Here is a 23,894-nt window from a genome sequence, read left to right as displayed (position 1 = left end):
TGTTAAAATAAATCGGCAAAAAAGTTAATATCACAGTTACATTCAGCAAATATAGCGGGAATTCTTTACCTTTACACTAAGAACAAGCTTAAGAACAGGCAGGTAGATAGAGATGAAGGAAATTACAATCCACAGATTGGAAAAGAAATTCGGAGATGTGCATGCCTTGAAGGCTGCAGATCTGAAGATTCCCGCTGGAAGCTTTACGACATTACTCGGTCCTTCAGGTTGTGGAAAGACGACACTACTCCGTCTGATTGCTGGGCTAGAAACACCGGATGCTGGAGAAATCCTAATGGATGACGAGTTTATTTTCTCAGGCAGCAAAAAAATTAGTCGACCCATCCATAGCCGCAACTTTGGCATGGTCTTTCAAGATTTCGCGCTCTGGCCGCATTTAACTGTCTTCGAGAATGTCGCCTTCGGACTTCGTGCCTCTAAGCAGAAAAAGGATTTACGGATTAGGGTTCAGCAAGCCCTTCGATCCGTAAAGCTGGAAGGACTCGAGCTACGCTTTCCCCATCAGCTGTCCGGTGGACAACAGCAACGGGTTGCTTTTGCCAGAGCTGTAGTTACTAGACCCCAACTCGTATTGTTCGACGAGCCGTTAAGTGCACTGGATGCAGTCTTGCGAGATGAAATGAGGCTGGAGTTAACCTCCTTGGTGAGGAACATGGGTATTACCGCTCTATATGTCACCCATGATCAAACCGAGGCGATGTCTATGTCAGATGAAGTGGTCGTGATGCAAGGTGGAACTATTTTACAAACAGGTTCTCCTGAGGAGATTTATCAGAAACCCAATCATCCTTTTGTAGCTCATTTTATTGGAAAATCCAACTGGATCGTTCCCGATAAGCAAATGCTTCGTCCGGAACATTTACGTTGGTCTCAGGAGGATGCTTCCTCTCTTCCATTTACGGGGACGATTCGACATGTGAGCTATATGGGTGATCGCTATGAGGTCATTCTGGACATGGAGAACCGAACTACTTGGACCGCTTATCATGATCAACGTCTACCTGTTGGAGAAACGATTCAGGTCTACGCTTCAGAGCACCAGATCCATCATCTGAATTAAGCGTCCACTGCATGGAATAGCTCGTATGATGCTGTTCCATGCAGCAAGATGCACAAAAAATATTAGGGAGGCATTCACATTGAAATCAATGAATAACACTAAAGGACTTAGTACACTTCTTCTAACAACTATAATCGGAGCGAGTCTAGCCGGCTGTAGCTCTACTAACACTCCTGCTGCTAACGCAAGCAATCCGACTTCAACCGCTAACACTACAGCTCAAACTGAAGCACCACAACCCACAGAGAAAGCTCTGAGTGGCAGTCTTGTCGTCTACAGCGCAGGTCCTGAAGGTCTAGCCAATAAAATTAAAGACGGCTTTGAAGCCAAAACCGGTGTGAAGGTCGAAATGTTCCAAGGCACTACTGGAAAAATACTAGCCCGTATGGAAGCAGAGAAGTCCAATCCAGTAGTCGATGTTGTTGTTCTTGCCTCCCTTCCGTCCATGCAAGGGATGAAGAATGATGGTTTATTGCTTCCATATAAAGAGGCGGTTAATGCAGATAAGCTCGTTAGCGATTGGTCAGACACAGCTGATGGTAATTATTTCAGCTATAGCGCATCCGCACTGGGGATTGTCTACAATACTAAAAAAGTAAGCACACCTCCGACTTCATGGGATGATCTAACTAAAGCGGAATGGAAAGGAACCGTCAATATTCCAGATCCTTCGCTATCTGGCTCGGCTCTAGATTTTGTAACTGGATATTTAAGCGCTAAAGGGGACAGCGGTTGGGATCTTTTTAAACAATACAAAAGCAATGGTGTAGCGATGGCGGGCGCCAATCAGGAGGCACTTGATCCGGTTATTACCGGTGCTAAATCCGTCGTTGCCTCAGGTGTAGATTATATGGCTTATAAGGCAAAAGCTGATGGAGAGCCTGTAGATATCGTCTACCCTGCTGAAGGAACAGTGATCAGCCCTCGCCCGGCTGCGATTATTAAGACAAGCCCGAATGTAGATAATGCCAAAGCTTTTATCGACTATCTTCTATCTGATGAAGCTCAAGCGCTAGTTGCTAAAGCCTACTTATTGCCAGGCAGAACCGATGTGAAAGCAGAGAATCGTGCAAATCTCGATGAAATTAAGACATTTGATGTGAAATGGGAATGGATGAACGAACATAGTGATGAAGTTTCCTCGACCTTCACACAAATTTTTAAATAAGCGTAATGAATATTAACTCTTTACGCTCATTTAAATGGGTGAGCGGCGGACTTGCTTTATTTATACTGACAGTGCTCGTACTGCTGCCACTCCTGCTCATTTTTTGGACCAGTATCTATCCCAATGAGCAGCTGGATATAGCCGCGCCACTACGAACCATTATGAGTAGTCATGATCTGGTTGAGGTACTGCTGAATTCTATCGGGCTCGGGGTAAGCGTTATTCTACTAACTACGCTATTTGCACTACCTCTGGCCTGGATTACGGCTAAAACGGACTTAGGGCATCATAATTGGCTGGATGTTGTGCTACTAATTCCTTTTATGACTCCGCCATACATTGGTTCAATGGGTTGGATGTTATTTATGCAGACGGGTGGGTATATGGAACAGTTTCTGCCCGCTTCCTCCGTGCTGACTCCGTATTTCTTTAGTTATGGAGGGATGGTGCTGATCATGAGTCTGCATTTATTCCCCTTCCTGTATTTACTGCTGCGTAATGCGCTTTTGCAGATCGGAGGCAATCTGGAGGAAGCAGCCTCTGTTCATGGTGCTCCGTTCTTTTACAGATTTAAAAGAGTAATCATTCCCTTGCTATTATCCAGCTATGGGCTTGGAGCTCTTCTCATCTTCGTCAAAACGATTGCCGAATTTGGTACCCCTGCGACCTTTGGTCGTAGGATCGGCTTTTACGTTCTGACCTCTGAGATCCATAAGTATATCTCTAGTTGGCCAATAGATTTTGGAAAGGCTACTTCACTAGCTTCCTTGCTGCTCGGGGTTTGTCTCGTCATGTGGTACATCCAGACTCTAATTAGCAGCCGCTTCTCATATCGCTTAATAGGCGGTAAAGGGACTCGTACCAAACGTTATAAAAGTACTGGAATTGTAGGGGTTCTTAGTTGGGGATATGTTGTTCTATTACTTCTAGCATCTATCGGCATTCCTTATTTCTCAATCATAACAGCCTCATTATTAAAGCTGCGAGGAGAAGGCGTATCTTGGAGCAATTTAACCTTAAAACATTATGCAGAGCTGCTATCACCGGGTTCTCAAGGTCTTGAGGCCTTATTAAATAGCTTCACATTAGCCATCGTTGCTTCCAGTATCGCGGTTATTCTTGGGACTTGGTTTGCCTTAACTGTAGGAAAAGGAGCTACATTCAAGCAGAAAATTACAGATCTCTTCAGCCTACTTCCCAACACAGTTCCTGGAATTGTAATTGTAGTAGGGCTAATCCTGCTATGGAATGCTCACTGGATGCCTGTCCCGCTCTATAATACCTACTGGATGGTTGTGCTAACCTACGTTGTACTATTCATCCCCTATACTGTTCAGTATGTAAAAGCGAGCTATGGGCAGATCGACTCTTCCCTTATGCAAGCGGGACAAGTATTCGGAGGAAGCAAGCTGTATGTGTTCCGCCGTATCCTGCTCCCACTCATTCTACCGGGGATGGTGGCTGGCTGGATGATGACCTTCACCATTTCCAATCGGGAACTGGTAGCCTCCTTACTCATTCTTCCACCTTCAATGCAGACATCGGCGACCTATATTTTTGCCCAGTTTGAACAAGGTGCAGTAGCGATGGGGATGGCCATGGCAGTAATCTCTGTCGGCGTTACTACTATATTACTACTAGTATTAGAATATTTAAGCCCAGATAGAAAGCGGAGACAACGATGAGCACACTAACGATTTGGGGAGGGGCCGGAGAGCATGGCCGTTCCTCCTATCTTTTGCAGAACAAAGATGGGCAATCTGGTATTCTACTCGATTGTGGTGTCAAAAAAGAAGGTCCAGGTGAATACCCCCTGCTAGATATAGACATCATCCCACATTTGCAGGCAGTGTTTCTATCCCATGCGCATGAGGATCATTCGATAGCACTTCCCCTACTATATAAGTATGGATATTCAGGTAAGGTATGGACAACGAAAGCTACCGTTAAACAGCTTCCCGATTATTTCGAAGCATGGGATAAATACGTGGCTGCTCAGTCCGCATCATTACCTTATGGAGAAATAGATAAGCAATCTATCCAGTTCATGTATTTGGAGGAGCATATCCCCCCTCAGACTTGGCTGAGGATTGCATCTAATCTTCGAGTACAATGGGGGCGAAGCGGACATTTAGCAGGTTCGGTTTGGCTGATCCTCGAATGGGACGGAACAATCGTATTTTTCTCAGGGGATTATACGAAGGAGTCGCTGCTGCTCATGGCAGATTCACCAACGATTATGGAAGCCGAAACAAAAGATGTCGTAGATCTATCCATTATCGATGCAGCCTACGGCGCGGATCCTGATGAGCAGCTTGTAAAGTTACAGCAATTAGAGTCAGCGATCTGTAACACTCTGCAAAATGGGGGTTCAATCCTACTTCCGGTGCCTATCCATGGCAGAAGCCAGGAATTGATCGTATGGGCAAGCGAGTGTTTCCCGGATGATCAGCTGATCGTCGAAGAAGAGCTCATAGCACCTTTAAGAGGTTTGAGCGATAATACCGAATGGCTGAAAGAGGGCGCTATTCAGCGCGTTAATATGCTTTTTAATAGAAAGAACTTGTTCATTGTATCTAATTCAGAGGAACGTGCAAAGGCATTGTTGAATCTCAAGAGCTCAATCGTGTTTACCAATGACGGAATGATGCAGTCGGCAAAAGCACAAGAGTATTTTCATCAGCTCTCGGCTTCTCCTAAGAACCATGTGATTTTCACGGGACATTTGGCGGCAGGCAGTTTCGGGCACCGTCTCGTTAAACATTCTATGGTAGAAGAATCTAGCGACATGAGATGTACAATCTCACTCATTCGCTATAAAGTCCACCAAGGCTTACCGGATATTCGAGAAATGCTCCAAACGGTTCCCAGCCGCCGGTCGGTGCTCGTTCATGCTCCCAAATCGCATATTGATCATGTCACTTCTATATTAGAAGGAGAAGGTTTTGCAGGGCTGTACTCTTTGCTGCCTGGAAGTACGCTTTCGTTCTGAAGCTTAACTATGTAATCTCATAAAAAACAATGGGGCTCTTCCTTAGGTCTATTCAGACGTTTTGGAACAGCCCTTTTTTTATGATTCGTACCTATTATCCATTTACTCTTTCGTTGTCCCCGGGCGATCCTTAAAAGCTAGCTCAAACAACCCCGTCGCAGATAAACCAGCCAGCCCCCCAGCCCAAAGGCGAAGAACGATATCCAGATCGGTAAAAGGATACGCTACCGCTCCGATGAGAAAGCCTATCAATAGTCCGATGACAGGGACTGCATTACGCGGGATATTGATACTATTTTTGACCAATTGAACAAGTGCCAATACGAATGCTGCTAAGATAGAGGCGAATGCCATAACATCATCCAAAATCTCTCTAGTTTCCATGATAGATACCTCCTTAGTGAGTACTTTTAATCTCAACCGTTCGTGTCGCGGAATCGTATCCTACCTGAGCGCCGAGCGCCTCTGCAATTACACGTACGGGAACGTAGGTGATGCCTTTTTCAAGAACTCCATCTGCAATCTTAACCCCGTTAACCTTTACGACGGCAATAACATCACTCTTCAAGTCTTCCTCCTCCTTCCGATGGATGACCTTATACGCTGACTCCACCGCAGATGTTGAGGGCTTTGCCCCTGCTCGTAGCTGAGTGAGTGTTAACCCAAACGCCATTTGAAAATGTGGATAGTCCTTAAAGCTCGTCCAATCACCACCCCATTCGAAGCCAAGTGCCTTGGCCTCTTTTACAACCTCCTGCCAATCTGCTATCTGGTTATTATTGCCGTCCAGACGCATATCCCAAGACACACTAGATCCATTAGGCAACAAAAGAGCAAAATCTACAGCTAGTCCAAAATTGTGGTAGCTATACCCGCCACGCGCATTGGTGACAATCGCTCCAGGCTTAGTGCGTCCTTGTGCATAAAGTGCATCTTGCTCGGCTATTGTGCGGAGGCCTTGGGTAATAAGAATCGGAATGTTGAGCTTGTAACAACGTTCGATTAGAGCAGTAGCAGCGGAACGGACTACGGGATGTAGACCTGTTAGGCGTGAGGCTGATTTATTTTTCACCTGCATTAGTGTCAGCATGATGATCCTCTTTTCTGTCTTTCTTTTTCAGATAAATAAATTGGTCATATTTTCCAGAACACGTCAATATTGCGAGTATGATGATCCCACCAGTTGTACCGAATTGGGCGATAGCCCAGCTATAGTTAAGCCAAATTAGCCATGCTGCCGAGTCCACTCCTAGTAGAGCTACCAAACGGAATAGTAGAATGATTAACATATTGAATGTATAGGCCATTAAGAAAAAAAGCATAGCCAGCATAAACACGCTGACCACACCTTTTTGGAGTCGTTCGTAAAAATATTGCCTGTGGCGATAAATGATGAATAATCCGCAAGCTGCAGTAGTGCTATATAGCAACAATAATAAAAAATCAATCATGTGCATCATGATCCCCTCGATCATAAACTAAATATTTGGCGAATCGGTTGCGATCAATCTCCTCCTGAATTTCCTGCGAGACATTTTTATAATGACTTATGGTCAGCGTAACGCTGGTAGAGGCTCTGCGGAGCTCCATCTCTTTATCAACATGCCGGGGGAGAAGCAGCCGCCGAATCCATTGTGACAGCATTCCTAACTCCCCCTGTCTTCCGTATGGTCAATCTTCAGTTTCTTTAAGACGTCCAGTGTCGGCTGCATAAACTCCGAGCGCTCCTTGTCCAGAATCGCTTGCAGACGATCCCGATCCTCCTCTGCACGATCCAGCAGTTCTCGCGGTACAAGGTTCCCTTTGACAATCGCACGCAATAATACCATGAGCACGATCATCAAAATAAACGCAACAATATAAGCCAGCCCATACTTATCCGCCAGCGGCAGCAGCTTCTCCAATTGCGCAATATCCCCCTCTTTCATTCGTCCGCTCCTTTCTGTAATGATGTTGATGCAAGATAGCCCCCGGCACACCGAGGGCACAAAAAAACACGCTCCTGTGTGGGCGTGCTAGTTACTTAGCTGATGCTGCTTGCTCGGTCGTATTATTTTCAGCAAAATGAATATCTGATCGCTTCTCCATAATCTGTGCCCTAACCAAAATCTGATTGTCAGCCTGCATGTTATATGATGAGATGATATCCTCTATAGGACCTTCCTCACGATCATAACGAGTGATGCAAGCATTGGCCATCAACCGAATTTTGGCGGCTGTTAATGAATCCATTGTCATGATTACAACTCACCTCCTTTTGGGTTTATATGCTGAGTAATTCAGCCATAATGACTTCGACGTCTTGTAGCCGATTCTGCAAAGCTGTATTCTCTGTGCGTAGTTGTTCGACTTCGCTTAATTCTGGCGGTTTGTTGGCTTCGGCTTCTAGGTAGGCTTCCCATGCAGCTTCGAGCTCTACTTCCGTTGGTTGCGGTGAGTCTAGGTTCCAGGCGGCGATGTATGGGCCGCGTTCCTCTAACACATAGTCAGTACCTTCAACCAATTCATCCAATGGTTGTGGGAGCAATACATAATCAATGCCCTCCACCCATTCAGAGGGCTCTTTATCACCTGCTGCATCCCGTAGATACTGCATCATGGGTGGATCTTTGAGATATCGCACTTCTGGACCGTTATTCTGTATCACAAAGTCCCTTGATGGATCAACTTGTGGGTAGAGATAAATAATTGCTTGCGCTTTATTCATGTTTATCCTCCTTTATGCACATCTTGAAACAGTGAAATGACTGCCATTGGGAAACGCAGTTAGGTTATAGCCGCCAATATAAACATAAATCTCAATATAATCCCCACTGGAAAGCCCCATAACAGCCGTTCCCGCTATAGATGCATCATTTTGTTGTCCAGTTGTTGTGTCCTGTAAGCGTATATGGAATGAACCATTTTTGAAAACATCCATTATTAAACGAGTCGCATCCGGCACCCATTGTAAACTTATTGATGCTGATACAAGATAAGTTCCACCTGACTTTGATGTAAACCTCGCTAAGGTTGTATTATATTCTGATAAGTTATCCCAGCTCTTTGCCGCATATAATAACTTAGTTGTCGTACTACCTGTAATTGATTGATTTGCTGAAAGATTCGCTGAAAACCCACTTCTAGATGCAGTCGTGTTATCTCCCCATGGATAAAGAACACCTCCATGGATAATACCGCTCGTTGCGGTAGCTTCAATCGTACCCGTCAAAGGTGAATTTGATCGAAGAACCACCGCACCGTCTTGAGAAACAACTCCTTGCAGATTACCCGTTCCCGAAACGCCGTTAACGGTCACCTGAGAGCCTGCGGAAGCTGTAATCCCTACTCCCTTGTTACTATAAATTCCTCCCTGTACAACGCCAGTAGAAAAGTAAAGGACAACACCATTCCAAGAAGTTGCTGAGGCTATAGCTTGACAGTTGTTTAGCCTAAATCCAACACTTCGGTTTATTGTAAATGCATCCGATGTAGTTGTTGTTGCCAGAAGATCATTTATGGATACAGCAAGGAATGTCTTCATTAGAGTAAAACTATTTATTTTAGTGTTGCTTGGAGTAAGGTTGTTTCCATATATTCCAATTCCACCACCACCATGAAATCCATTAACAATAACGTTTTCAGCATATGTTCCATCTGCAACAAAAATTGAAACTTCATGATCTAAGTTTTTCGGTAGTACATCAAAGGCTTTCTGGATAGTCTTAAATGCTGAGTTAGACGAATTTGCTGTTCCTGCATTATTATCGTTACCGTCTGTACGAATATAGTATGTGATTGCGGCTGTTGTTTTCTGTGTTGAGGTGACTAAATTACTCTTAGAGTTCAACTGCCCCTGAATCCCACTAGTCACCCCATCCAAATATCCGAACTCTGCATTCGAGACCAAGCCACTCCCAATCTTCGAAGCATCAATTCCAGCCGCAGCATTAACATCCGCATTCACAATAACCCCAGCCGCAATAGCCGTAACTCCATCACCAGTACTAGTGACATCCCCCGTGTGATTAGGATGCAAATAATTATTCGCCCCCGTAGCAATACCCGCCAGCTTAGTTTTCTCAGCTCCGGTGTAATCGTTCGTGGACAGCTGTTTACCAGTAACTTTATCGACCTTGCTAGTAACGGCATTATCCAAGATGTCCATATTCCCATTTAAATCGGCAATATCAACGATATCTGTTCCCTCGGGCTTCTTTAATCCCAAATTTCCTGTGGTTTGCATGTGTCACTCTCCTATCTATAAGTTCTTAATTCGTTCCATGTCTTACTGTGAGCATTCTCCCAGGTCAAAACCTTAACGGAGTCCCACCACGTATAGCTGAACACAAATTCATAAGCTAAATGTGCGGGTTTAATCTCTTCGATGATTTGAATCAACCCTGCCATATTCGGAGGTATGCCCAGTGTACTCACAAAATGAATCTCAAAACGGTACTCGTCAGGCACTTCCTTAACTTCAACCACTCCACCCGAAAAGGCGGACGCCGTCCGCTGGATCATCTCCGGCGTTGTCGTCCCGTTTCCACGCAGCTTCGCTTTAATCATCTCTCGGCGTGTGGCATATGACTTAGATGAATCGATATTTAGTCCAAGCTCAGCTTCCCAACGTCCAAGGCTCACCGTTGCTGTTTCAACAAACGCCTGATCCAGTACATCTATAGTACCTACCTTCAGTCCACCAATTTCTAGCCCGATTGTCTCCTGAAGCTTCTCCATTTCACGAACATCCTTATAATAATCCGGCAAATACTGCATTAGATCAGGCGCTTCGACTTCACCCGGATGGCTCGAATCTTTATCTGCCGAATATTGCAATTCGCTGTATAAAGAGCTGCCGTAACTCATCCTCACACCCCCTTCAGTTGATTCCAGGTTAGGGGCCCTTTGGGCAAATAATCATGTGTATGCGCCGCCGGAGGGAATACCGCTGGTTTACCCGCTACCCCCGCCCAAGCTACACTATCCGCTTGTTGCGCAAAATCCACCTTGCCATTGTTATTCGTATCGTAAATGCTTTTCAGCATATCCCCGGTACTCTGCGCGGCTACCAGTAAGACATTACCAGCAGCAGAACCAATGTACAGCTTCCCACTGTCTGTACAATAGCCAAGCTCACCAATAGCCAGTGCTCCAATCGCACTTTCCAAGCCGCGGCGTATTTGAATCAATGTCTTTAAAGCCATTGTCCCGCCCCCTAGAATGTTCCGCCATCAATACTGGCTACGGTAAGTCTATTGCCGTTCGCTGCGTCGTAAACAATGCTGTTTCCATCCACACTTACTGCTACACCAACCGCGTCCACGGAGATCCCTTTTCCAGCCGTAACCGCAATGGCGTCTGCAGTAACCGTGATCCCATTGCCTGCACCAATATTCAGCGTCACAGCATCGGCCTGACCACCACCAATCAGTCCGTTTCCAGCTGTAATGGTCTGTAATGCACCACCTGTACGAACCCATGCACTTCCGTTCCAGCTATAAATTTTCTGCTCATCATCGACATAAGCGGTCCAACCCACGGCAGGAACATAAAAGACCCAAACGGCAGACTGATATTCAACGATTTGATTCGTTTTCCCCGCCCATGCCCCGGTTGCTCCAGCTGGAATAATGTATCGATCACCCTCAACCGGACTGGCAGGTGGAGCCAGCAGGTTCTGATCTTTTACCGATGCTTGCGGTTCGATGTTATGCTTGGCCAGCTCAATTTCATTTTTAATCTTCTGCGCTGACCACAAATCTGTAATCGTAGTCCCGGCATCATTGATCGTCCGGTGCTTGGTCACATCATCAATATGAGTCTTAATCTCAGCCGCGGTCTTTACGTTCGTGCCATCAGATACTTTATTGATATGCCCCGCGCTAATATCCGCTTTAAGCACCTTCGCATATGTTGCTCCATCAGCGATATCGTCGATTGTACCCGTCAGATCGCTAAGCTTCTGCGCATTCACCCGCCGCCAAGCTGCCCCATCATCAAAATATAAATATCCACTATTCGCACCCGTAGTCACGTAATACAAACGACCAACTACTCCCGCAACCGGCCGCGAGGCTTCTGGCCCCGAAAGCGCCCTGCCGACCATGGAATTAGATGTGCCGTCACCGATATAGACTTCCTTAGTATCAGTGCAAAAACCAAGTTCGCCCACCTTCAACACTCCATAACTCGTTAGTTCCGCCTTCGTGCCCCTCTTTATTTGTATACTTTGCGCCATTTTACACCTCTCTTCTAAATGATCCCCCGTCAATCTGGCCCTTGTTCTTATACCGTTCAATTTCAGTTTGAACAGCAGTAAGACTCTCCTGCAAACCATTAATATCATCCGCTTCAACTGTATCCCCGGGGGTTTCGTAAGTCACATAAACCTCGGGCACATCGGCAAAAATCTTAATCAACCGCCGCCATGGCGCTTCATCCGGAAAAGACACCGTAAAATTACGTAGCTCGATCCCGGAATACTGTGACCCTGTGTACACCGCGATGGTCTGATTATTGATGTTGTCATGCGCAAGCGCACCACTATACATGCCATTTACAAGCGGTAATCTCTCTTCAATAACATAGCTGCCACCATTTGCTTTTTTATTAAGCTTTTCTTGAAAAATATCAACTTTCTCCGGATAACCCATGCTACACCTCCAGTAAAACATTACCGAACAAAGGTATTTCTTCTTCGTTCAACATTACGTTGCCCGCCCCACCGTTCAGCTTCAGTTCACTGTAATCCGCAACTCCCTCAGTAGCTAGCAATAGTGCACCGATTACAGACTGGCTAATATAGGTTGCTGAAAAAGCCTTCTCTTTGCGATAGCTCTCAAGAATCGCCTTAAATTCTTCATTTACAGCTTGCAGCGCATAACCTGAAGCAAGGGTTACTTTTGCGCTTACACTAATACTTTTGCCCTTCGCCGACGCCACAGTTACAACAGCACCTACGGGGGCTTGCCCCTCACCCGCTCCAGAGACCGGATCAATGTAATGCTGAACCTTTGTCACCAGCAGCTCAGAAGCAGGAAGTTTCTCGGCATCCACAACAATCACTTTCACCGTCTTAGGACCGTTCCATAACGGAAAAACACGTGCACCTCCCACCCCTACAACCTGCATAGCCCACTCCATATAGTGATATTTATTGCCGCTAGTAGCTGGGCGTCTGGCTGAATCCAAATAACGCTGCCGTAGCGATTCATCCGATTCGGAGTTCTCCCCAGGGATCAGAAGGGAAGCTATTTCCCCACGCGCGAGGTCTGAAATATAATCCACCGGCAGCAAAGAGCCAAAATATCGGTTTCCTTCTTCTCCAGCGGTTTCACTCTCCAACCGGTACACTCCAGGAGATAGCTTCTCCACAGCCATATAATTCAGCATATCGAGTGAAAAGCGGCTTCCGAGAGGGACATCTACAAATCCTCCATCCGCTTTATAAAAAATCCCCTTCAGTTGCGCTTTGCTCGCTTCTCGCCTAACAATTCCTGACCAGGATATACTTCGCTCCAAGTACTCTCCGGTCGCCGTATCTGCAAAATACAGATTATTATTCACATCCAGCTCAATGTACATCTGCGCGAGCTCTGCTGCTGCCGGAGCGAGCGCGTCATAAATAATGCTGCCCTCGCGTTTATCCAGACCTGACGGAACCCGGTCCAGCATCCGCTCTAAAAGAGCCTCATACGTCTGATCCTCATACATCCTCATTCCACTCCTTTCTCAGCTGAAAATTTCCGTAACGTGTAACCACCTTGCAGTCAAAAGTTAAGTTTTCTCCGGTAAAAGAAACCTCAATATTTTCTAAGCTAAGGATTCGTTCATCCTGAAGTAAGGCCTCATTAATGACACGTCTGATTTCAGCTCTGACTAACAGCCGATCCTTACCCAGAACCAGCTGCCACTCTGTTCCGTAATCCGAACTGTAAATCAGATGTTCAAATCTATCGGTTCGCAGAATTTTGGCTGCTGCCTGCTGCACTGCCTCAAGTCCATCCGCTTGGCCAGTGATCCTTTTTCTGTCCCAATCCATTCGGTAGGTTAGACTGGGGCTTTCCCCACGTTCAAGGTTGACCTCGCCTTCAAGAAGGGCAGTTATCGGTCCAGCTTTTCCAATCGCAGGAATCATATCGGACTCACCAGCCGATCCAGAACAATATAGCTTTGTCCACCCTGCATCCGAACCATCAGAACCCGATCACCAGAGGCAAGTCCTCGACGCACTACCACTTCTCTACCCTCTAGCTCGACTTTACATTCCATTACCGATTCAGGCAGCACTAGCGCATTCCCCGATAAAATAAAACGTTGATCCACCTGGATCTGCAAAGGAGCTGCCTCCGTTACTGTCCCATAAGAAAAAGCCACGGGATTTGTATTTCCCACGGCTCCTAAGCTTGCTTTTTTTATAATATCCAACATCATTTCTACACCACCTTTATATCGAGGGACATCGTATGCTCCCCACCGGAAATCTTATGACTACATTGATCCACCAGAAACACCTGAGTCTTGAATTCATCAAGCAGGACATAAATGAAATTACCAGCCCTTACGCGCATATCACCAATCGCCTGTACGGAGAGACTAAGCTTTTCACGGTTGTGCATTTTTAGCAGATTATTTGCCTTCTCCTGAATTTGTGCAGCATTCGCTTTGTCATCGGCCTTCTGATACAAGTGCAGGATACCCCAGCGTTTCACATTATCCTTATCGCTAACCGGAAAGAAATCACGCTTACCAGACTTCTCGTTATCCTTGTATAGAAAAATGGTGTTGTACGTATCATCATCAATACTTTTTTTGAGCGAATAGTCGTACAGATACTGCCCCGCTCCCAGCACCAGATTAAGCAGCATAGACTCCGGTTTACGAAGCGTCAGCTTACCAAAGTCATCGTAAAAAGCCATCAGCCGCCCCTTATACTGAAGCTCACTGCCGATCGCTCCCATAATGATGTCCAGCAGCTTTTTGTCATCTTCAATTAATGAGGGAATTCGGTACTCTGTATTCTCCAGCACACCTGTCTTCAGGCCGTAGTCCTTGGTTATTTTAGTAATAACATCGCTAGCCGTGACATCCTGCAAAACATAACTACCATTGCCTAGTAAATAACGAATCTGATCATAAGCAGTCAGCTTAATCTCCTGATCCGAGCCTGTATCAATGCTGAACACAAACCCGTAGAATACATCCACATTATCTTTGCTGAACTGAATAATATCACCGTTGCTGATGCTAAACTTGGGATGCTGATAGATACCACTGTCCACAAGTGTTAACTCTAGCGTTGATGGTTTGCCTGAACGAGCAGTTTTCCATGTAATATCGGAGACGATACCTGAAATATCCCATAAATGTCCTTCCTTATTCTTTACAAGTAGCTCCATAACAGCCTCCTACGGTAGCTTAATGACCTTACCGATTGGAAGCTTCCTCAGCTCACTATCTTTAATGCCATTAAGTTTCTGGATTTCTCCACACCTTTTGCCATCTCCAAGAATTTCTTTAGCGATTTTCCATAGATTGTCTTTAGATTTCATGATATACGTTTTAGGTTTGGGCTTTTCATTAGCCCGCTTCTGTTCTACCTTCACTTCATCTTTGACAACCTTAACTGCTACCGCTTGATAGAATACATACTTTTTGAGAGATAAAGAATATTCAATATCCCCTGATGTACCCGCACTGAGCTTCCAAGAGAAACCTTCAATACTCATAGCCATGTTCACACCGAAATCAATTTCTATGGATTTATCCTCACTAGTCGATGATTCCTTTAACCATTTCTGAGGGTTGTTTAGCTTCCCATCAGCTTTTTTCAAGTCTTCAGCATAACTCACCCCAGAGAATACAAAACGAATAGGTCTGCGACTAGTCATCCACTTCTTAATCAGCTCCACATATTCAAAAGGTCTCTTCAACCCGTCTTCTTGCACCAATACGAACGGATACTTTTGTGCCGGAAAAATACTTTCAATTGTAATCTCCGTAAGCTTCGGATAAGCAATCGTATTGATTTCACCCAAATCTATAATGGTATAGCTTTTTCCATCCCCGCTCTCTTTGATCTCTAAGGTCTCCGGGTTGACTGGTAGCCGGAATGCTTCCGCCTGATTATTAAAACCAAGAAAAATCCCGTACTCTTCCACGTTACGTATACACCCCCTGTGCTGTAGAGACAAACTCCTCGTTCAGCTTTTGCCCGATCTTGTTGATAATCGTATCAATGTCTCCGGCATTGTTGATATTTCCAGTTGTTACCTGCACCGTCGGCGTCAGCTGCACAAAATTCTGGATCGCCTGAATCTCCGCCAGCTCCCTCAGCATTTTCAGATCATCGCTAGAGATGTCTACAGTGTCGTTGATGGAGTCGAGTTGCTTCACGCGGTTTACGGTGTTTAGATTACCTGGAGTTCCTGCATTTTGAAAAGAACCCGTAGCTGAAGGTGTATTCATCGTAGGAACTACTGGAATTTCAGGTACGGTAGGCGTTTGCAAAGGTTTTGACAAATCCCCTGAATGGGTAGTATTCCACTGATTTAATGTGGTGTTATTACTCTTATTTCCACCTACATTTAATTTTTCTTTAAACTTATTGATATCAAAATTCTGGATTTTTTCTGCCCCTGAATTAAAAGAAGCTCCAATGTCCATTTGCAAATCCTTTTTGAATTGACTGCTATCAACCTCTTCAATATGAAGATTGATCTCCGACTCTATACCAATAAATTTGCCAACAGCTCCAACTACTTTATTTATACTATCTAGCAAAAAGTTCACAGCGCCAATAATACCATTAACAAATCCGGTCCAAAGATCGATAACAAAGCCCACAAATTCTGCAACGAGCTGTCCCAGTCCCCTGAACATATTCGCCAAAAAGTCCCTCACAGGCTGAAGGGCTGCCACAATCCCTAAAAATGCTACTATAAGTGCAACTATAAGCCCTATTACAAGTGCAATTGGATTAGCACTCATCACAGCGTTGAAAATGCCTTGGGCTGCGGTAGCAATTCCGGTAGCAATAGATGAAATTCTAGTTGCAATTGTTGAGGCATTCATCGCGATTGCTAAGGCAATAACTCCAGCAACAACACCCAAAACAATCGGCAAAACAACAGGGTTGCTAAGAACACTCCAGAGATACAATGCACCTTGTACGACCTGCGAGAATACTTGTGCAAGTATCGCCAGTCCAATCGCTATCCCATCGATAATTGGCTGAAAGCTTCCATCTGAAAATGCCTGGTTAAGAATGCCTAATAGTGGTGACAATGCCGCAAGAGCACCTTCTCCCATACCAGCCAGAGAGTTGTTATAGTTTCCAAGAAGAGCTTGCCATTGATTAACGGGTGAATCCATCATGGTTTGTAGCGAATCACTCGTCATCCCTGACGTTGTCATAATATCTCCCAAAGTACTCAAAAAGGCTTCCATATTGCCCGTTCTGGCCACTAGATCAAGTCCACCCAGATCCTCTTTATCCACCTGAAGCATGGATGCTAAATCACTAGAATCCCCCTCAAAAGCAGAAGTAATCGCCGATGAAGTATCACCAATATCTTTACCCTCCGGAGACATCATGCTTAGCCTTGTGGAATAATCCATAAGCTTATCTAACTGATCCGTATTTTGAGTTTTAGGATAAAACGACAAGACACTTTCCATGGACTTGTTTACATCCTGCCCGGTATCTAGTGCCCTCTTCTTGAACTTATCAAACATTGCCACACCAACATCAGCATTTCCGGTTTTCGCTTTAAAAAGATCCTCCCATTTTTGCTGTTCAGCTGCAGGCGCAAGCACCTTTTCCATAACTCCTTTAACTTTTTCCAGCACACCTTTGGCTTTCCCAAAAGCACCGGTGATCTTTTCCCATGTACCCGCCTGCTGTTCAGCCCCTGCTGCTCCTTGTTCTGCCGCATCGTTCAGTCTCTCCTGAGCCTGTACTGCGCCTCCAATAGAAGCTTGAATCCTGGTATAAGCTGCACTGTAATTGTTAGTGATGTTGTACACGGGTTTATTGACTATTTTCATACTTATTCGGTTTAAGGTTCCGGAAAAGGAATTTGAAATATTTGCAGAAACCTGAGTTGTAATTTGATTGGTTATATCATTGATCCATTGGTTGGAGACTTGCTGGATTCCAGCTATATTGTTTTGCATACCTGCCATTCATTCACCCCCTATCTCTTCCTCGCCTTACTCCGTGCCTGATCCCGCTTCTCCTTCTCCACACGAACAGCAATCATCGCATAAATTGCGGCACGTTCACGTGAAGACAGCTTCATTAGCTCATGCGGTAAAATATGCAGCTCGTGGAGGGCGTAGTAAGCTAAGTTCGCTTCACTGTCGCCCTCGTTGATTAGTTTTTTACTTCATCCACCAGCTCGTTCATATCTGTACCGAAGCCATTCAAGGCCTGTACCCGTTCACCCAGTGCCGCGAATTCACCTGGAAGCAGCATTTTACGCAGCAGCGTTTCGGCACCAAGAACACCATAAGAACGTTGTAGCTCAGCATTTTTCAGATCTGGATGCACCACACTTGAAGTCATCAACTTAGCCATATAATCGTTCGGTTCAATCTCGGAGGTATACACTCCGTTCTTACCTTTGACCTTACGAGTAGCTGCTTTACGGCATTCCTGATTCTCATCCTCGTTCATACTGCGTAGCTTCCAGGCAACTGCGTTTCCTTCCTTATTCTTAAAACGCTGCGATACCACAAACTCCTCGGTCGTGTCACATGCTACATTTTGCGCAAAAAACAAACTTAATTCACTCATTGTCTTCCTCCTAAAATGATTTAGTTTCTTCTAGTACTACTAACTAGACAGAGAAGAGACCCGCCGCTCACCTGCACGCCCGGGCCTTACTTGCTCCTATCTAGTTGTCTTTATTAGTTTCCGGAGCCGGCCGGAGCGCCAAAAGCTTGCACAATCTGCACGTCTTCAAAGGTAAAGCTCACTTCTTCTTCCAGCGCATCTGATTCTGTATCAAGAGAAGCCATGATGACACTGTCAAGGTTCACTCCTTTTAAAATAATGCGTTGTGCTCCCACACTGGACGATGGGTCTTCATTCGTAACCTCAATATCGAAATATTGATCGACACCTGTATTCATATAATCGAGCATCATCTGGCGGAAACGGCTAGTCATATAAAAAATCGTCATCGAACCGCTGCCCGACCATCCAGTCGCTTTATGCTGAACACCACGGCGGCCTAGAGTCTTCACCTCTGCCTTTGTTTTTTCTACCGTAGCTTCAAGCGTCTTCACATAGAACATCTCTTCAGCTTGCGTACCAATCACGGCATACGCACGGCCCTCCTGGCCGGAAATCGTATCACTAGCTTTTAAAAATGCCATCTTAAACCACCTTCACTTTCATATATACTTTTTCTACGGAATCTACCGGTTTCACAGCCACATCCAGCACGATACTATCACTATCCGCACCAGCCACAACGACAACATCTGTTTGCGCGTTAAAGCCCTCAATCGCACCCATATCCTGCAGATCATTCATATAAGTCGCACATTGTGACCAGAACAGAGCCCGTCCATCTTCATTATTCGCTACCTTACCAATGTAGTAGTTCTCAAAAATACGCTTCAGATCATTCGCAATCCCATCCAGCACGCGTAGCACACGATTTTTAGAGAATGCCTTGCCTTTATCCGGAGAGAATGCCGTAAACGTGTTAATATCTTGCTCCACCACAGCTCGCCCTCCACTGTAAGTAAAGAGCAGTTCGCCTTGCAGCAAAGCTGCTGTCGTTTCAGAATGGCTAAGCCGTACATCAGCGTCAACCGAGTCGTCATAGCCCTGATAAGTCAGTGATTGATTTACCGCTGCAGCAGCCGTAGCACCGGCCACCCAAGCAACAGCATTGTTGTTATCAATCATAGTTCCGTCACTCAGTACTACCCCATTCTTCACGCTGATCACACCCTCATGACCCGCAGTAGCATAATCCGATAGTACAGCCTGTACTTTCTTCCCTTCAGTATCCCGCAGTCGTCTTACCCAAGAGCTATACAGCGCCTTAAGCGTACTATCCTGCGATACTAGTCCAACCGTTTGGAACTCAAGCACCTCAAGAGCAGACAAGAAATCGCTGTGCGCACCATTTGTCACCGTACCATTAGCTCCGCCAATAAGCGGCATCCCTGCGGTTAGCTTCAAGCCTTCTGCGCCATTTTTCTGGAATTGTACACAATCGTTAGCGACCAACTCTTCAGCCGTTCCAACCGTTTGCTTATTCAGTTCAGTTCCATTCAACAGTGTCTTTACATCAAAAAGAGCATTATTCTCAATATTCTTCTCAATAACAACAGAAAGATCATTTCCGCGTAGACCGCCATATTTAGCCGTAACCTGTAGACCATTGTTCGTGACTGCCGCTTTAACCCCTTCATTCAATCGATAGAGCAGTAGCGTTCCCGCACGTTTCAGCGCTTCGCGTACTGGCAGCAATGTTAGATGTTCCAAATCATAACCTAGTAGCTTGTTCACGTCGTCCTGCGGGGTAATCTCCATGATCACTCCGGGTTCTCCCCAAGATAAGGCAAGTGCCAAAGCAGTAATCCCGCGTTCTCCCATTTTGCCGATGGCACCTTGATTCGATGCTACATTTACGTACACCCCTGGGCGCACTTTGTTTTGAGTTGTCCATGTTCCGCCTGCCATTAGTTCAAAACCTCCTTATTAATAAACAATCCCATAGATTGCTTCGCTTCTTCGATCGTATAACTTTTGTCATCCTGCAAAATAACGTTCAGCACATCCTTTTCTTTAACCGTAAAAAGCGATGAATTCACAATCTGCTCTTTACCAAAACGATCTCCATTACTCACCTTTGTGCTCATTTCAGTCTTTCTCCTCCTATCATTTGTCCCATCTTAATAGGGTCAGGCTTCTCACTTTGCAAATACACCATATAGTCTGTTGTAAAAAGCGGCCCATGCCCCTCTACCCCAGCTTCCCAGGCTTGCCTAGCTACACGAAAGGAGCCACCCTCTTGCTCCATCCCTGCCATTGCCTCACTCAGCTTATCTGCCATTCTCTCAGCTTCCAGAAGACTGCCTTGTTCATAACGGATACCGAAGCGATAGACCGCCAAATACCTGCCTTCCCGCTGCCGATCCAGTGTCGCTGAGATCAGTCCGGGATAAAAATAAGCCGTCTGAGGTTTCTCCCCCTCCACATATACAGGCACATCTGGAAAGTACTTCTCCAGCGCACTCGTAATGTGTTCTCGTAATTGTTGTACCGACATCACTCCATTCCTTTCTGAACTGCGGCGGTTCGCCGATCCTTGATGGTGTTAACCTTCAATTGCATTAACATTAAGAAGACACCCCCTCTACTAAAATTAAGAACAAAAAAGGATACTATCCGATGTTGGATAATACCCTTCTAAACCAGGCCAATGCCAAAAGAATCTTTCACCGCTAGATTTGTTCTCATCACCACTAGGGTTGAACTATTAGCAGAGCATTCATGCTCTTGCGGTGTTCTTTTTGCTTCATTTGCCATGTTATAAATATACACCCCTATTTGCCTTGCAGAGACGGTATACCGACGAGGTTAAAGCTAGCTTTGGGATGGTATAGAGCGGTTTTTCGGAGGAACATAAAATCAATAAAAAAAGACCGCATCATCCGCTCGGGCGACACAGTCTTTAGTAACCGTCTATTTCTCTTAAGTAATACTAATCTTCTCTTTCTTCACTCTAGGTGCTGTTATTAAAGTGTTAAGGGACAGTAGACCGAGATCCGTTAAAGCCAAAGCCATCTTATAAAAAGCCTTCGAACGTATCTTCACGTAAGTGTCCTTACTCACCGGTGGATCAAACACATGATTGTAAATCGTATAATCGTACGTTTCGTCTCTTTTCATATAACGCTCCCTTACTAATTGCTGTTCCCTCGTATCGAGTCTTTCTACCACAGAGTCTATCGCCGAGCAAAAAGCCCTCCTAGCAGCCGGTATATCCACATTATAAGAAGCTATCGCAGCAGTCTGATCAGTAACAGTATTCGTAGGACCATGAAATCTTTCTGTATACGAATATGTAGTACTGGCTTCCTTAGCCTCAAATGTAACGGTCTTAAAAATACGGTATTTCTCTAACATGCTCTCTATAGCGACCTGGGTTCGGCGACGGTCTAGCTCCGGTAAAGCAGATAAGTTCATCATTTTATGCACTCCTTTAGGTTTTAACAGAATGAGATTAAATTGCGGAAGTTTCCTAAGCAATGTGCTAAAATATAAAAGTGTTCGTATTCTGTTCGTATTTTTCTATAATATACCACTTCTCTACCAATCTCGTAAAACCCCGTTTGAGTCTGTTTTGGGCGAAAAAGGATAGTTTTCCCTCCATTATCTTGCCTTTTGGCAATAATATACGCTTTGTTGTTTACCAATTGGCAAAAATGGCTTATATTAATAACATAAGCTTCAGTCTATAAGGAGTGTTTGAGATGAAACAGGATTTTGGGGATTATATGAAGCAACTTCGCGAAACAAAGGGACTCACTATTAATCAATTGGCAGCAGCAGCAGGCATTAGCGGATCACAGATTTCACGGATTGAAAATGGTCTAAGAGGAGTTCCTAAGCCGACTACATTACGCAAAATAGCAGAGGCTACAGGAGTCCCGTACGAGGAGCTAATGGATCAAGCGGGGTATTTGCAGGAACAGGCTCTTCCAAGCGAAGAGATTGTCCCAGAGTGGGCTACAAGCAAGGACAAACGTGACTTCCGTAAAATGCTGGAGGATGATGGAGAGCTGATGTTTGATGGAATCCCATTAGACAAGGATGACAAGCAGAGGATAAAAGATGTACTGACCGGCTTATTCTGGGAAGCCAAACAGATGAACAAAAGAAATAAATCCAACAACACTTAATAACAACACTAACATGCTGCAGGTGAAGAATATGGATGAACTGATCAATAATCTGATTAAAAAATATAAAACCAACTGTCCGTTCGAGCTGGCCTCAGCGCTAGGTATTCACATTCGTTTCATGAACCTTGGGACAGGCACAAAGGGATTATATTACCGAAAACTAAGAAGAAGATTTATCGTCATTCATAATGAGTTGCCAGTTGAGTGGCAGCGCTTCGTTTGTGCGCATGAATTAGGACATGATCGTCTTCATAAGGGGATTAACCGCTTTTTTCTAGAGGAAAGCTCCTACTTCTCTCCTGGGAAGCTTGAACGTCAAGCTAATGTCTTTGCTGTAAAGCTACTATCCACAGGCAGTAATCCTGAGCAAGAAGAATCCTGTAAAAGCTATTATCTACGGATTGGCATTCCGCCAGAAGTACAGTTTCTTTTGGAAGAATGATAGAACATATGTTATATGAATTTATGCGTGTTTTAATTCTATACATAACAAAAAAAGCTCTTACCGAAGTAAGAGCTTTCTAAGAGCAATTAAGCTGAGTATCGGGATGACACGATTTGAACATGCGACCCCCTGGTCCCAAACCAGGTGCTCTACCAAGCTGAGCTACATCCCGTTACTATAAAATTATGGAGCGGGTGATGGGAATCGAACCCACGCTATCAGCTTGGAAGGCTGAAGTTCTACCATTGAACTACACCCGCAAAGGTGAAAATCGGGATGACACGATTTGAACATGCGACCCCCTGGTCCCAAACCAGGTGCTCTACCAAGCTGAGCTACATCCCGTTAAAATATTATAATTGCTTAATAAAAAATGGCGCGCCCTGAGAGATTCGAACTCCCGGCCTTTTGATTCGTAGTCAAACGCTCTATCCAGCTGAGCTAAGGGCGCAAAAATTATGGAGCGGACGACGGGAATCGAACCCGCGACCCTCGCCTTGGCAAGGCGATGCTCTACCGCTGAGCCACGTCCGCAATAAGTGGTGCGCGTGAAGGGACTTGAACCCCCACGTCGTGAAACGCCAGATCCTAAGTCTGGTGCGTCTGCCATTCCGCCACACGCGCATGTAATAATAAAAGTGAGCCATGAAGGACTCGAACCTTCGACACCCTGATTAAAAGTCAGGTGCTCTACCAACTGAGCTAATGGCTCGCACTTGGCTGGGGATATAGGATTCGAACCTATGAGTGACGGAGTCAAAGTCCGTTGCCTTACCACTTGGCTAATCCCCATTGATGGTACCTCTATGTTGCCCATAATCTCTCAGGAAGATTATGGTGGAGGCTGAGGGGATCGAACCCCCGACCCTCTGCTTGTAAGGCAGATGCTCTCCCAGCTGAGCTAAGCCTCCATATCTATGGGACCCTCTAAGGGTAAGTACAAGTAAAAGTTGGTGACCCGTATGGGATTCGAACCCATGTTACCTCCGTGAAAGGGAGGTGTCTTAACCCCTTGACCAACGGGCCTTGCAAATCTGTGGAGCTCTCAACCGGATTCGAACCGGTGACCTCTTCCTTACCATGGAAGCACTCTACCTGCTGAGCTATGAGAGCATGGCTCCCCGAACAGGACTCGAACCTGTGACAACTCGATTAACAGTCGAGTGCTCTACCAACTGAGCTATCAGGGAATATCCGCTTGGCAACGTCCTACTCTCCCAGGACCCTTCGGTCCAAGTACCATCGGCGCTGGAGGGCTTAACGGTCGTGTTCGGGATGGGTACGCGTGGAA

At 45.4% G+C, this 23,894-nt stretch carries 30 protein-coding genes, 12 tRNA genes and 1 rRNA gene; 6 read left to right on the top strand and 37 right to left on the bottom strand.

All coding sequences use genetic code 11. From position 1 onward, the window contains the following. Nucleotides 1-112 precede the first annotated feature (112 nt). The 4 genes from ACQKMP_RS25910 to ACQKMP_RS25895 all read left to right on the top strand — a co-directional run bounded on the left by ACQKMP_RS25910 (nt 113) and on the right by ACQKMP_RS25895 (nt 5,241). The gene (locus ACQKMP_RS25910) at nt 113-1,081 is read left to right on the top strand and encodes an ABC transporter ATP-binding protein (protein WP_427471783.1); all 969 of its coding nucleotides are present in this window, start codon (nt 113-115) and stop codon (nt 1,079-1,081) included. An 88-nt stretch (nt 1,082-1,169) separates the two neighbouring features. Beyond that, entirely contained in the window at nt 1,170-2,249 is a 1,080-nt protein-coding gene (locus ACQKMP_RS25905; protein ID WP_149647941.1) for an ABC transporter substrate-binding protein, read from the top strand. A 5-nt stretch (nt 2,250-2,254) separates the two neighbouring features. Continuing rightward, a complete protein-coding gene (locus ACQKMP_RS25900; RefSeq protein WP_427471782.1) occupies nt 2,255-3,934 on the top strand; it encodes an ABC transporter permease in 1,680 nt (559 codons plus the stop codon). Beyond that, nucleotides 3,931-5,241: an MBL fold metallo-hydrolase gene (locus ACQKMP_RS25895; protein ID WP_427471780.1), complete on the top strand. Its 1,311-nt coding sequence runs from the start codon at nt 3,931-3,933 to the stop codon at nt 5,239-5,241. The genes ACQKMP_RS25900 and ACQKMP_RS25895 overlap by 4 nt, the downstream gene beginning before the upstream one ends. Nucleotides 5,242-5,343: 102 nt before the next feature. Here the strand turns inward: ACQKMP_RS25895 and ACQKMP_RS25890 are convergent, their stop codons facing one another. The 24 genes from ACQKMP_RS25890 to ACQKMP_RS25775 all read right to left on the bottom strand — a co-directional run bounded on the left by ACQKMP_RS25890 (nt 5,344) and on the right by ACQKMP_RS25775 (nt 21,439). Then, nucleotides 5,344-5,607, bottom strand: a complete 264-nt coding sequence (locus ACQKMP_RS25890) for a holin (RefSeq protein ID WP_427471928.1) — start codon at nt 5,605-5,607, stop codon at nt 5,344-5,346. A gap of 31 nt (nt 5,608-5,638) precedes the next feature. Next, a complete protein-coding gene (locus ACQKMP_RS25885; protein WP_427471778.1) occupies nt 5,639-6,331 on the bottom strand; it encodes a M15 family metallopeptidase in 693 nt (230 codons plus the stop codon). Further along, nucleotides 6,303-6,692 (bottom strand): hypothetical protein, encoded by a 390-nt coding sequence (locus tag ACQKMP_RS25880; RefSeq protein ID WP_427471776.1) that lies wholly within the window; start codon nt 6,690-6,692, stop codon nt 6,303-6,305. Before ACQKMP_RS25880 ends, ACQKMP_RS25885 begins: the two co-directional genes overlap by 29 nt. Beyond that, nucleotides 6,685-6,885 (bottom strand): hypothetical protein, encoded by a 201-nt coding sequence (locus tag ACQKMP_RS25875; protein WP_036681274.1) that lies wholly within the window; start codon nt 6,883-6,885, stop codon nt 6,685-6,687. The genes ACQKMP_RS25880 and ACQKMP_RS25875 overlap by 8 nt, the downstream gene beginning before the upstream one ends. A 2-nt stretch (nt 6,886-6,887) precedes the next feature. After that, entirely contained in the window at nt 6,888-7,169 is a 282-nt protein-coding gene (locus tag ACQKMP_RS25870) for a hypothetical protein (protein ID WP_076301001.1), read from the bottom strand. A gap of 91 nt (nt 7,170-7,260) precedes the next feature. After that, nucleotides 7,261-7,479 (bottom strand): hypothetical protein, encoded by a 219-nt coding sequence (locus ACQKMP_RS25865; protein ID WP_427471774.1) that lies wholly within the window; start codon nt 7,477-7,479, stop codon nt 7,261-7,263. A gap of 25 nt (nt 7,480-7,504) precedes the next feature. Next, a complete protein-coding gene (locus ACQKMP_RS25860; RefSeq protein WP_427471772.1) occupies nt 7,505-7,888 on the bottom strand; it encodes an XkdW family protein in 384 nt (127 codons plus the stop codon). 72 nt (nt 7,889-7,960) lie between these two features. Beyond that, a complete protein-coding gene (locus tag ACQKMP_RS25855; protein WP_427471770.1) occupies nt 7,961-9,466 on the bottom strand; it encodes a hypothetical protein in 1,506 nt (501 codons plus the stop codon). A gap of 11 nt (nt 9,467-9,477) precedes the next feature. Next, on the bottom strand, nt 9,478-10,089 hold the full coding sequence (locus ACQKMP_RS25850; protein ID WP_427471769.1) for a putative phage tail protein: 612 nt from the start codon (nt 10,087-10,089) through the stop codon (nt 9,478-9,480). Nucleotides 10,090-10,091: 2 nt separating this feature from the next. Next, complete coding sequence (locus ACQKMP_RS25845; protein ID WP_076300996.1) at nt 10,092-10,427, bottom strand: hypothetical protein; 336 nt, start codon at nt 10,425-10,427, stop codon at nt 10,092-10,094. Between the two features lie 11 nt (nt 10,428-10,438). Next, nucleotides 10,439-11,461, bottom strand: a complete 1,023-nt coding sequence (locus ACQKMP_RS25840; RefSeq protein WP_427471767.1) for a DUF2793 domain-containing protein — start codon at nt 11,459-11,461, stop codon at nt 10,439-10,441. A 1-nt stretch (nt 11,462) separates the two neighbouring features. Beyond that, nucleotides 11,463-11,876, bottom strand: coding sequence for a phosphoglucomutase (locus ACQKMP_RS25835; protein WP_427471765.1), 414 nt, complete (start codon nt 11,874-11,876; stop codon nt 11,463-11,465). A 1-nt stretch (nt 11,877) separates the two neighbouring features. Further along, on the bottom strand, nt 11,878-12,936 hold the full coding sequence (locus tag ACQKMP_RS25830) for a baseplate J/gp47 family protein (RefSeq protein ID WP_339798847.1): 1,059 nt from the start codon (nt 12,934-12,936) through the stop codon (nt 11,878-11,880). After that, a complete protein-coding gene (locus tag ACQKMP_RS25825) occupies nt 12,929-13,360 on the bottom strand; it encodes a DUF2634 domain-containing protein (protein WP_149647933.1) in 432 nt (143 codons plus the stop codon). Before ACQKMP_RS25825 ends, ACQKMP_RS25830 begins: the two co-directional genes overlap by 8 nt. Further along, nucleotides 13,357-13,653 (bottom strand): DUF2577 domain-containing protein, encoded by a 297-nt coding sequence (locus ACQKMP_RS25820; protein WP_076301021.1) that lies wholly within the window; start codon nt 13,651-13,653, stop codon nt 13,357-13,359. Before ACQKMP_RS25820 ends, ACQKMP_RS25825 begins: the two co-directional genes overlap by 4 nt. A gap of 5 nt (nt 13,654-13,658) precedes the next feature. Next, a complete protein-coding gene (locus ACQKMP_RS25815; RefSeq protein ID WP_339243621.1) occupies nt 13,659-14,621 on the bottom strand; it encodes an XkdQ/YqbQ family protein in 963 nt (320 codons plus the stop codon). 9 nt (nt 14,622-14,630) lie between these two features. Then, nucleotides 14,631-15,383, bottom strand: coding sequence for a LysM peptidoglycan-binding domain-containing protein (locus tag ACQKMP_RS25810; RefSeq protein WP_427471762.1), 753 nt, complete (start codon nt 15,381-15,383; stop codon nt 14,631-14,633). Nucleotide 15,384: 1 nt separating this feature from the next. Next, nucleotides 15,385-17,409: a hypothetical protein gene (locus ACQKMP_RS25805; protein ID WP_427471760.1), complete on the bottom strand. Its 2,025-nt coding sequence runs from the start codon at nt 17,407-17,409 to the stop codon at nt 15,385-15,387. 190 nt (nt 17,410-17,599) lie between these two features. Beyond that, nucleotides 17,600-18,022, bottom strand: a complete 423-nt coding sequence (locus ACQKMP_RS25800; protein ID WP_427471758.1) for a phage tail assembly chaperone — start codon at nt 18,020-18,022, stop codon at nt 17,600-17,602. A gap of 113 nt (nt 18,023-18,135) precedes the next feature. Then, on the bottom strand, nt 18,136-18,606 hold the full coding sequence (locus ACQKMP_RS25795; protein ID WP_042192125.1) for a phage tail tube protein: 471 nt from the start codon (nt 18,604-18,606) through the stop codon (nt 18,136-18,138). Between the two features lies 1 nt (nt 18,607). Beyond that, nucleotides 18,608-19,930, bottom strand: a complete 1,323-nt coding sequence (locus ACQKMP_RS25790) for a phage tail sheath family protein (RefSeq protein ID WP_427471756.1) — start codon at nt 19,928-19,930, stop codon at nt 18,608-18,610. After that, nucleotides 19,930-20,109, bottom strand: a complete 180-nt coding sequence (locus ACQKMP_RS25785) for a hypothetical protein (protein ID WP_076300987.1) — start codon at nt 20,107-20,109, stop codon at nt 19,930-19,932. Before ACQKMP_RS25785 ends, ACQKMP_RS25790 begins: the two co-directional genes overlap by 1 nt. Continuing rightward, nucleotides 20,106-20,519 carry a phage tail terminator family protein gene (locus tag ACQKMP_RS25780; protein ID WP_076120997.1) on the bottom strand — a complete coding sequence of 138 codons (414 nt, stop codon included), beginning with the start codon at nt 20,517-20,519 and terminating at the stop codon, nt 20,106-20,108. The genes ACQKMP_RS25785 and ACQKMP_RS25780 overlap by 4 nt, the downstream gene beginning before the upstream one ends. 425 nt (nt 20,520-20,944) lie before the next feature. Next, nucleotides 20,945-21,439, bottom strand: a complete 495-nt coding sequence (locus tag ACQKMP_RS25775) for an ArpU family phage packaging/lysis transcriptional regulator (RefSeq protein WP_042194591.1) — start codon at nt 21,437-21,439, stop codon at nt 20,945-20,947. Nucleotides 21,440-21,726: 287 nt separating this feature from the next. Between ACQKMP_RS25775 and ACQKMP_RS25770 the strand changes: the two genes are divergently transcribed. Together ACQKMP_RS25770 and ACQKMP_RS25765 are read left to right on the top strand one after the other, a co-directional pair. Next, nucleotides 21,727-22,155 carry a helix-turn-helix domain-containing protein gene (locus tag ACQKMP_RS25770; protein ID WP_341051529.1) on the top strand — a complete coding sequence of 143 codons (429 nt, stop codon included), beginning with the start codon at nt 21,727-21,729 and terminating at the stop codon, nt 22,153-22,155. Between the two features lie 31 nt (nt 22,156-22,186). After that, nucleotides 22,187-22,600, top strand: a complete 414-nt coding sequence (locus ACQKMP_RS25765) for an ImmA/IrrE family metallo-endopeptidase (protein WP_042194594.1) — start codon at nt 22,187-22,189, stop codon at nt 22,598-22,600. 101 nt (nt 22,601-22,701) lie between these two features. On the opposite strand, the gene ACQKMP_RS25760 is transcribed toward ACQKMP_RS25765, so the two are convergent. The 13 genes from ACQKMP_RS25760 to rrf all read right to left on the bottom strand — a co-directional run. Beyond that, nucleotides 22,702-22,775, bottom strand: a tRNA-Pro gene (locus ACQKMP_RS25760). 14 nt (nt 22,776-22,789) lie between these two features. Beyond that, nucleotides 22,790-22,863: transfer RNA gene (locus tag ACQKMP_RS25755), tRNA-Gly, on the bottom strand. A gap of 11 nt (nt 22,864-22,874) precedes the next feature. After that, nucleotides 22,875-22,948 (bottom strand) — tRNA-Pro (locus ACQKMP_RS25750). A gap of 29 nt (nt 22,949-22,977) precedes the next feature. Beyond that, nucleotides 22,978-23,054 (bottom strand) — tRNA-Arg (locus ACQKMP_RS25745). An 8-nt stretch (nt 23,055-23,062) separates the two neighbouring features. Further along, nucleotides 23,063-23,137 (bottom strand) — tRNA-Gly (locus ACQKMP_RS25740). A 6-nt stretch (nt 23,138-23,143) separates the two neighbouring features. Further along, nucleotides 23,144-23,227 (bottom strand) — tRNA-Leu (locus ACQKMP_RS25735). A gap of 15 nt (nt 23,228-23,242) precedes the next feature. After that, nucleotides 23,243-23,315 (bottom strand) — tRNA-Lys (locus ACQKMP_RS25730). A 5-nt stretch (nt 23,316-23,320) separates the two neighbouring features. Continuing rightward, a tRNA-Gln gene (locus ACQKMP_RS25725) sits at nt 23,321-23,395 on the bottom strand. A 43-nt stretch (nt 23,396-23,438) separates the two neighbouring features. Continuing rightward, nucleotides 23,439-23,514, bottom strand: a tRNA-Val gene (locus ACQKMP_RS25720). 40 nt (nt 23,515-23,554) lie between these two features. Next, nucleotides 23,555-23,629 (bottom strand) — tRNA-Glu (locus tag ACQKMP_RS25715). An 11-nt stretch (nt 23,630-23,640) separates the two neighbouring features. Further along, nucleotides 23,641-23,716 (bottom strand) — tRNA-Thr (locus ACQKMP_RS25710). Nucleotide 23,717: 1 nt separating this feature from the next. Further along, a tRNA-Asn gene (locus ACQKMP_RS25705) sits at nt 23,718-23,793 on the bottom strand. 6 nt (nt 23,794-23,799) lie between these two features. Beyond that, nucleotides 23,800-23,894, bottom strand: a 5S ribosomal RNA gene (gene rrf / locus ACQKMP_RS25700); the annotation flags it as partial.

Source organism: Paenibacillus sp. NPDC101420, from assembly GCF_050277435.1.
Lineage (GTDB): Bacteria > Bacillota > Bacilli > Paenibacillales > Paenibacillaceae > Paenibacillus_AQ.
This window is presented reverse-complemented; position numbering and strand designations above follow the sequence as displayed.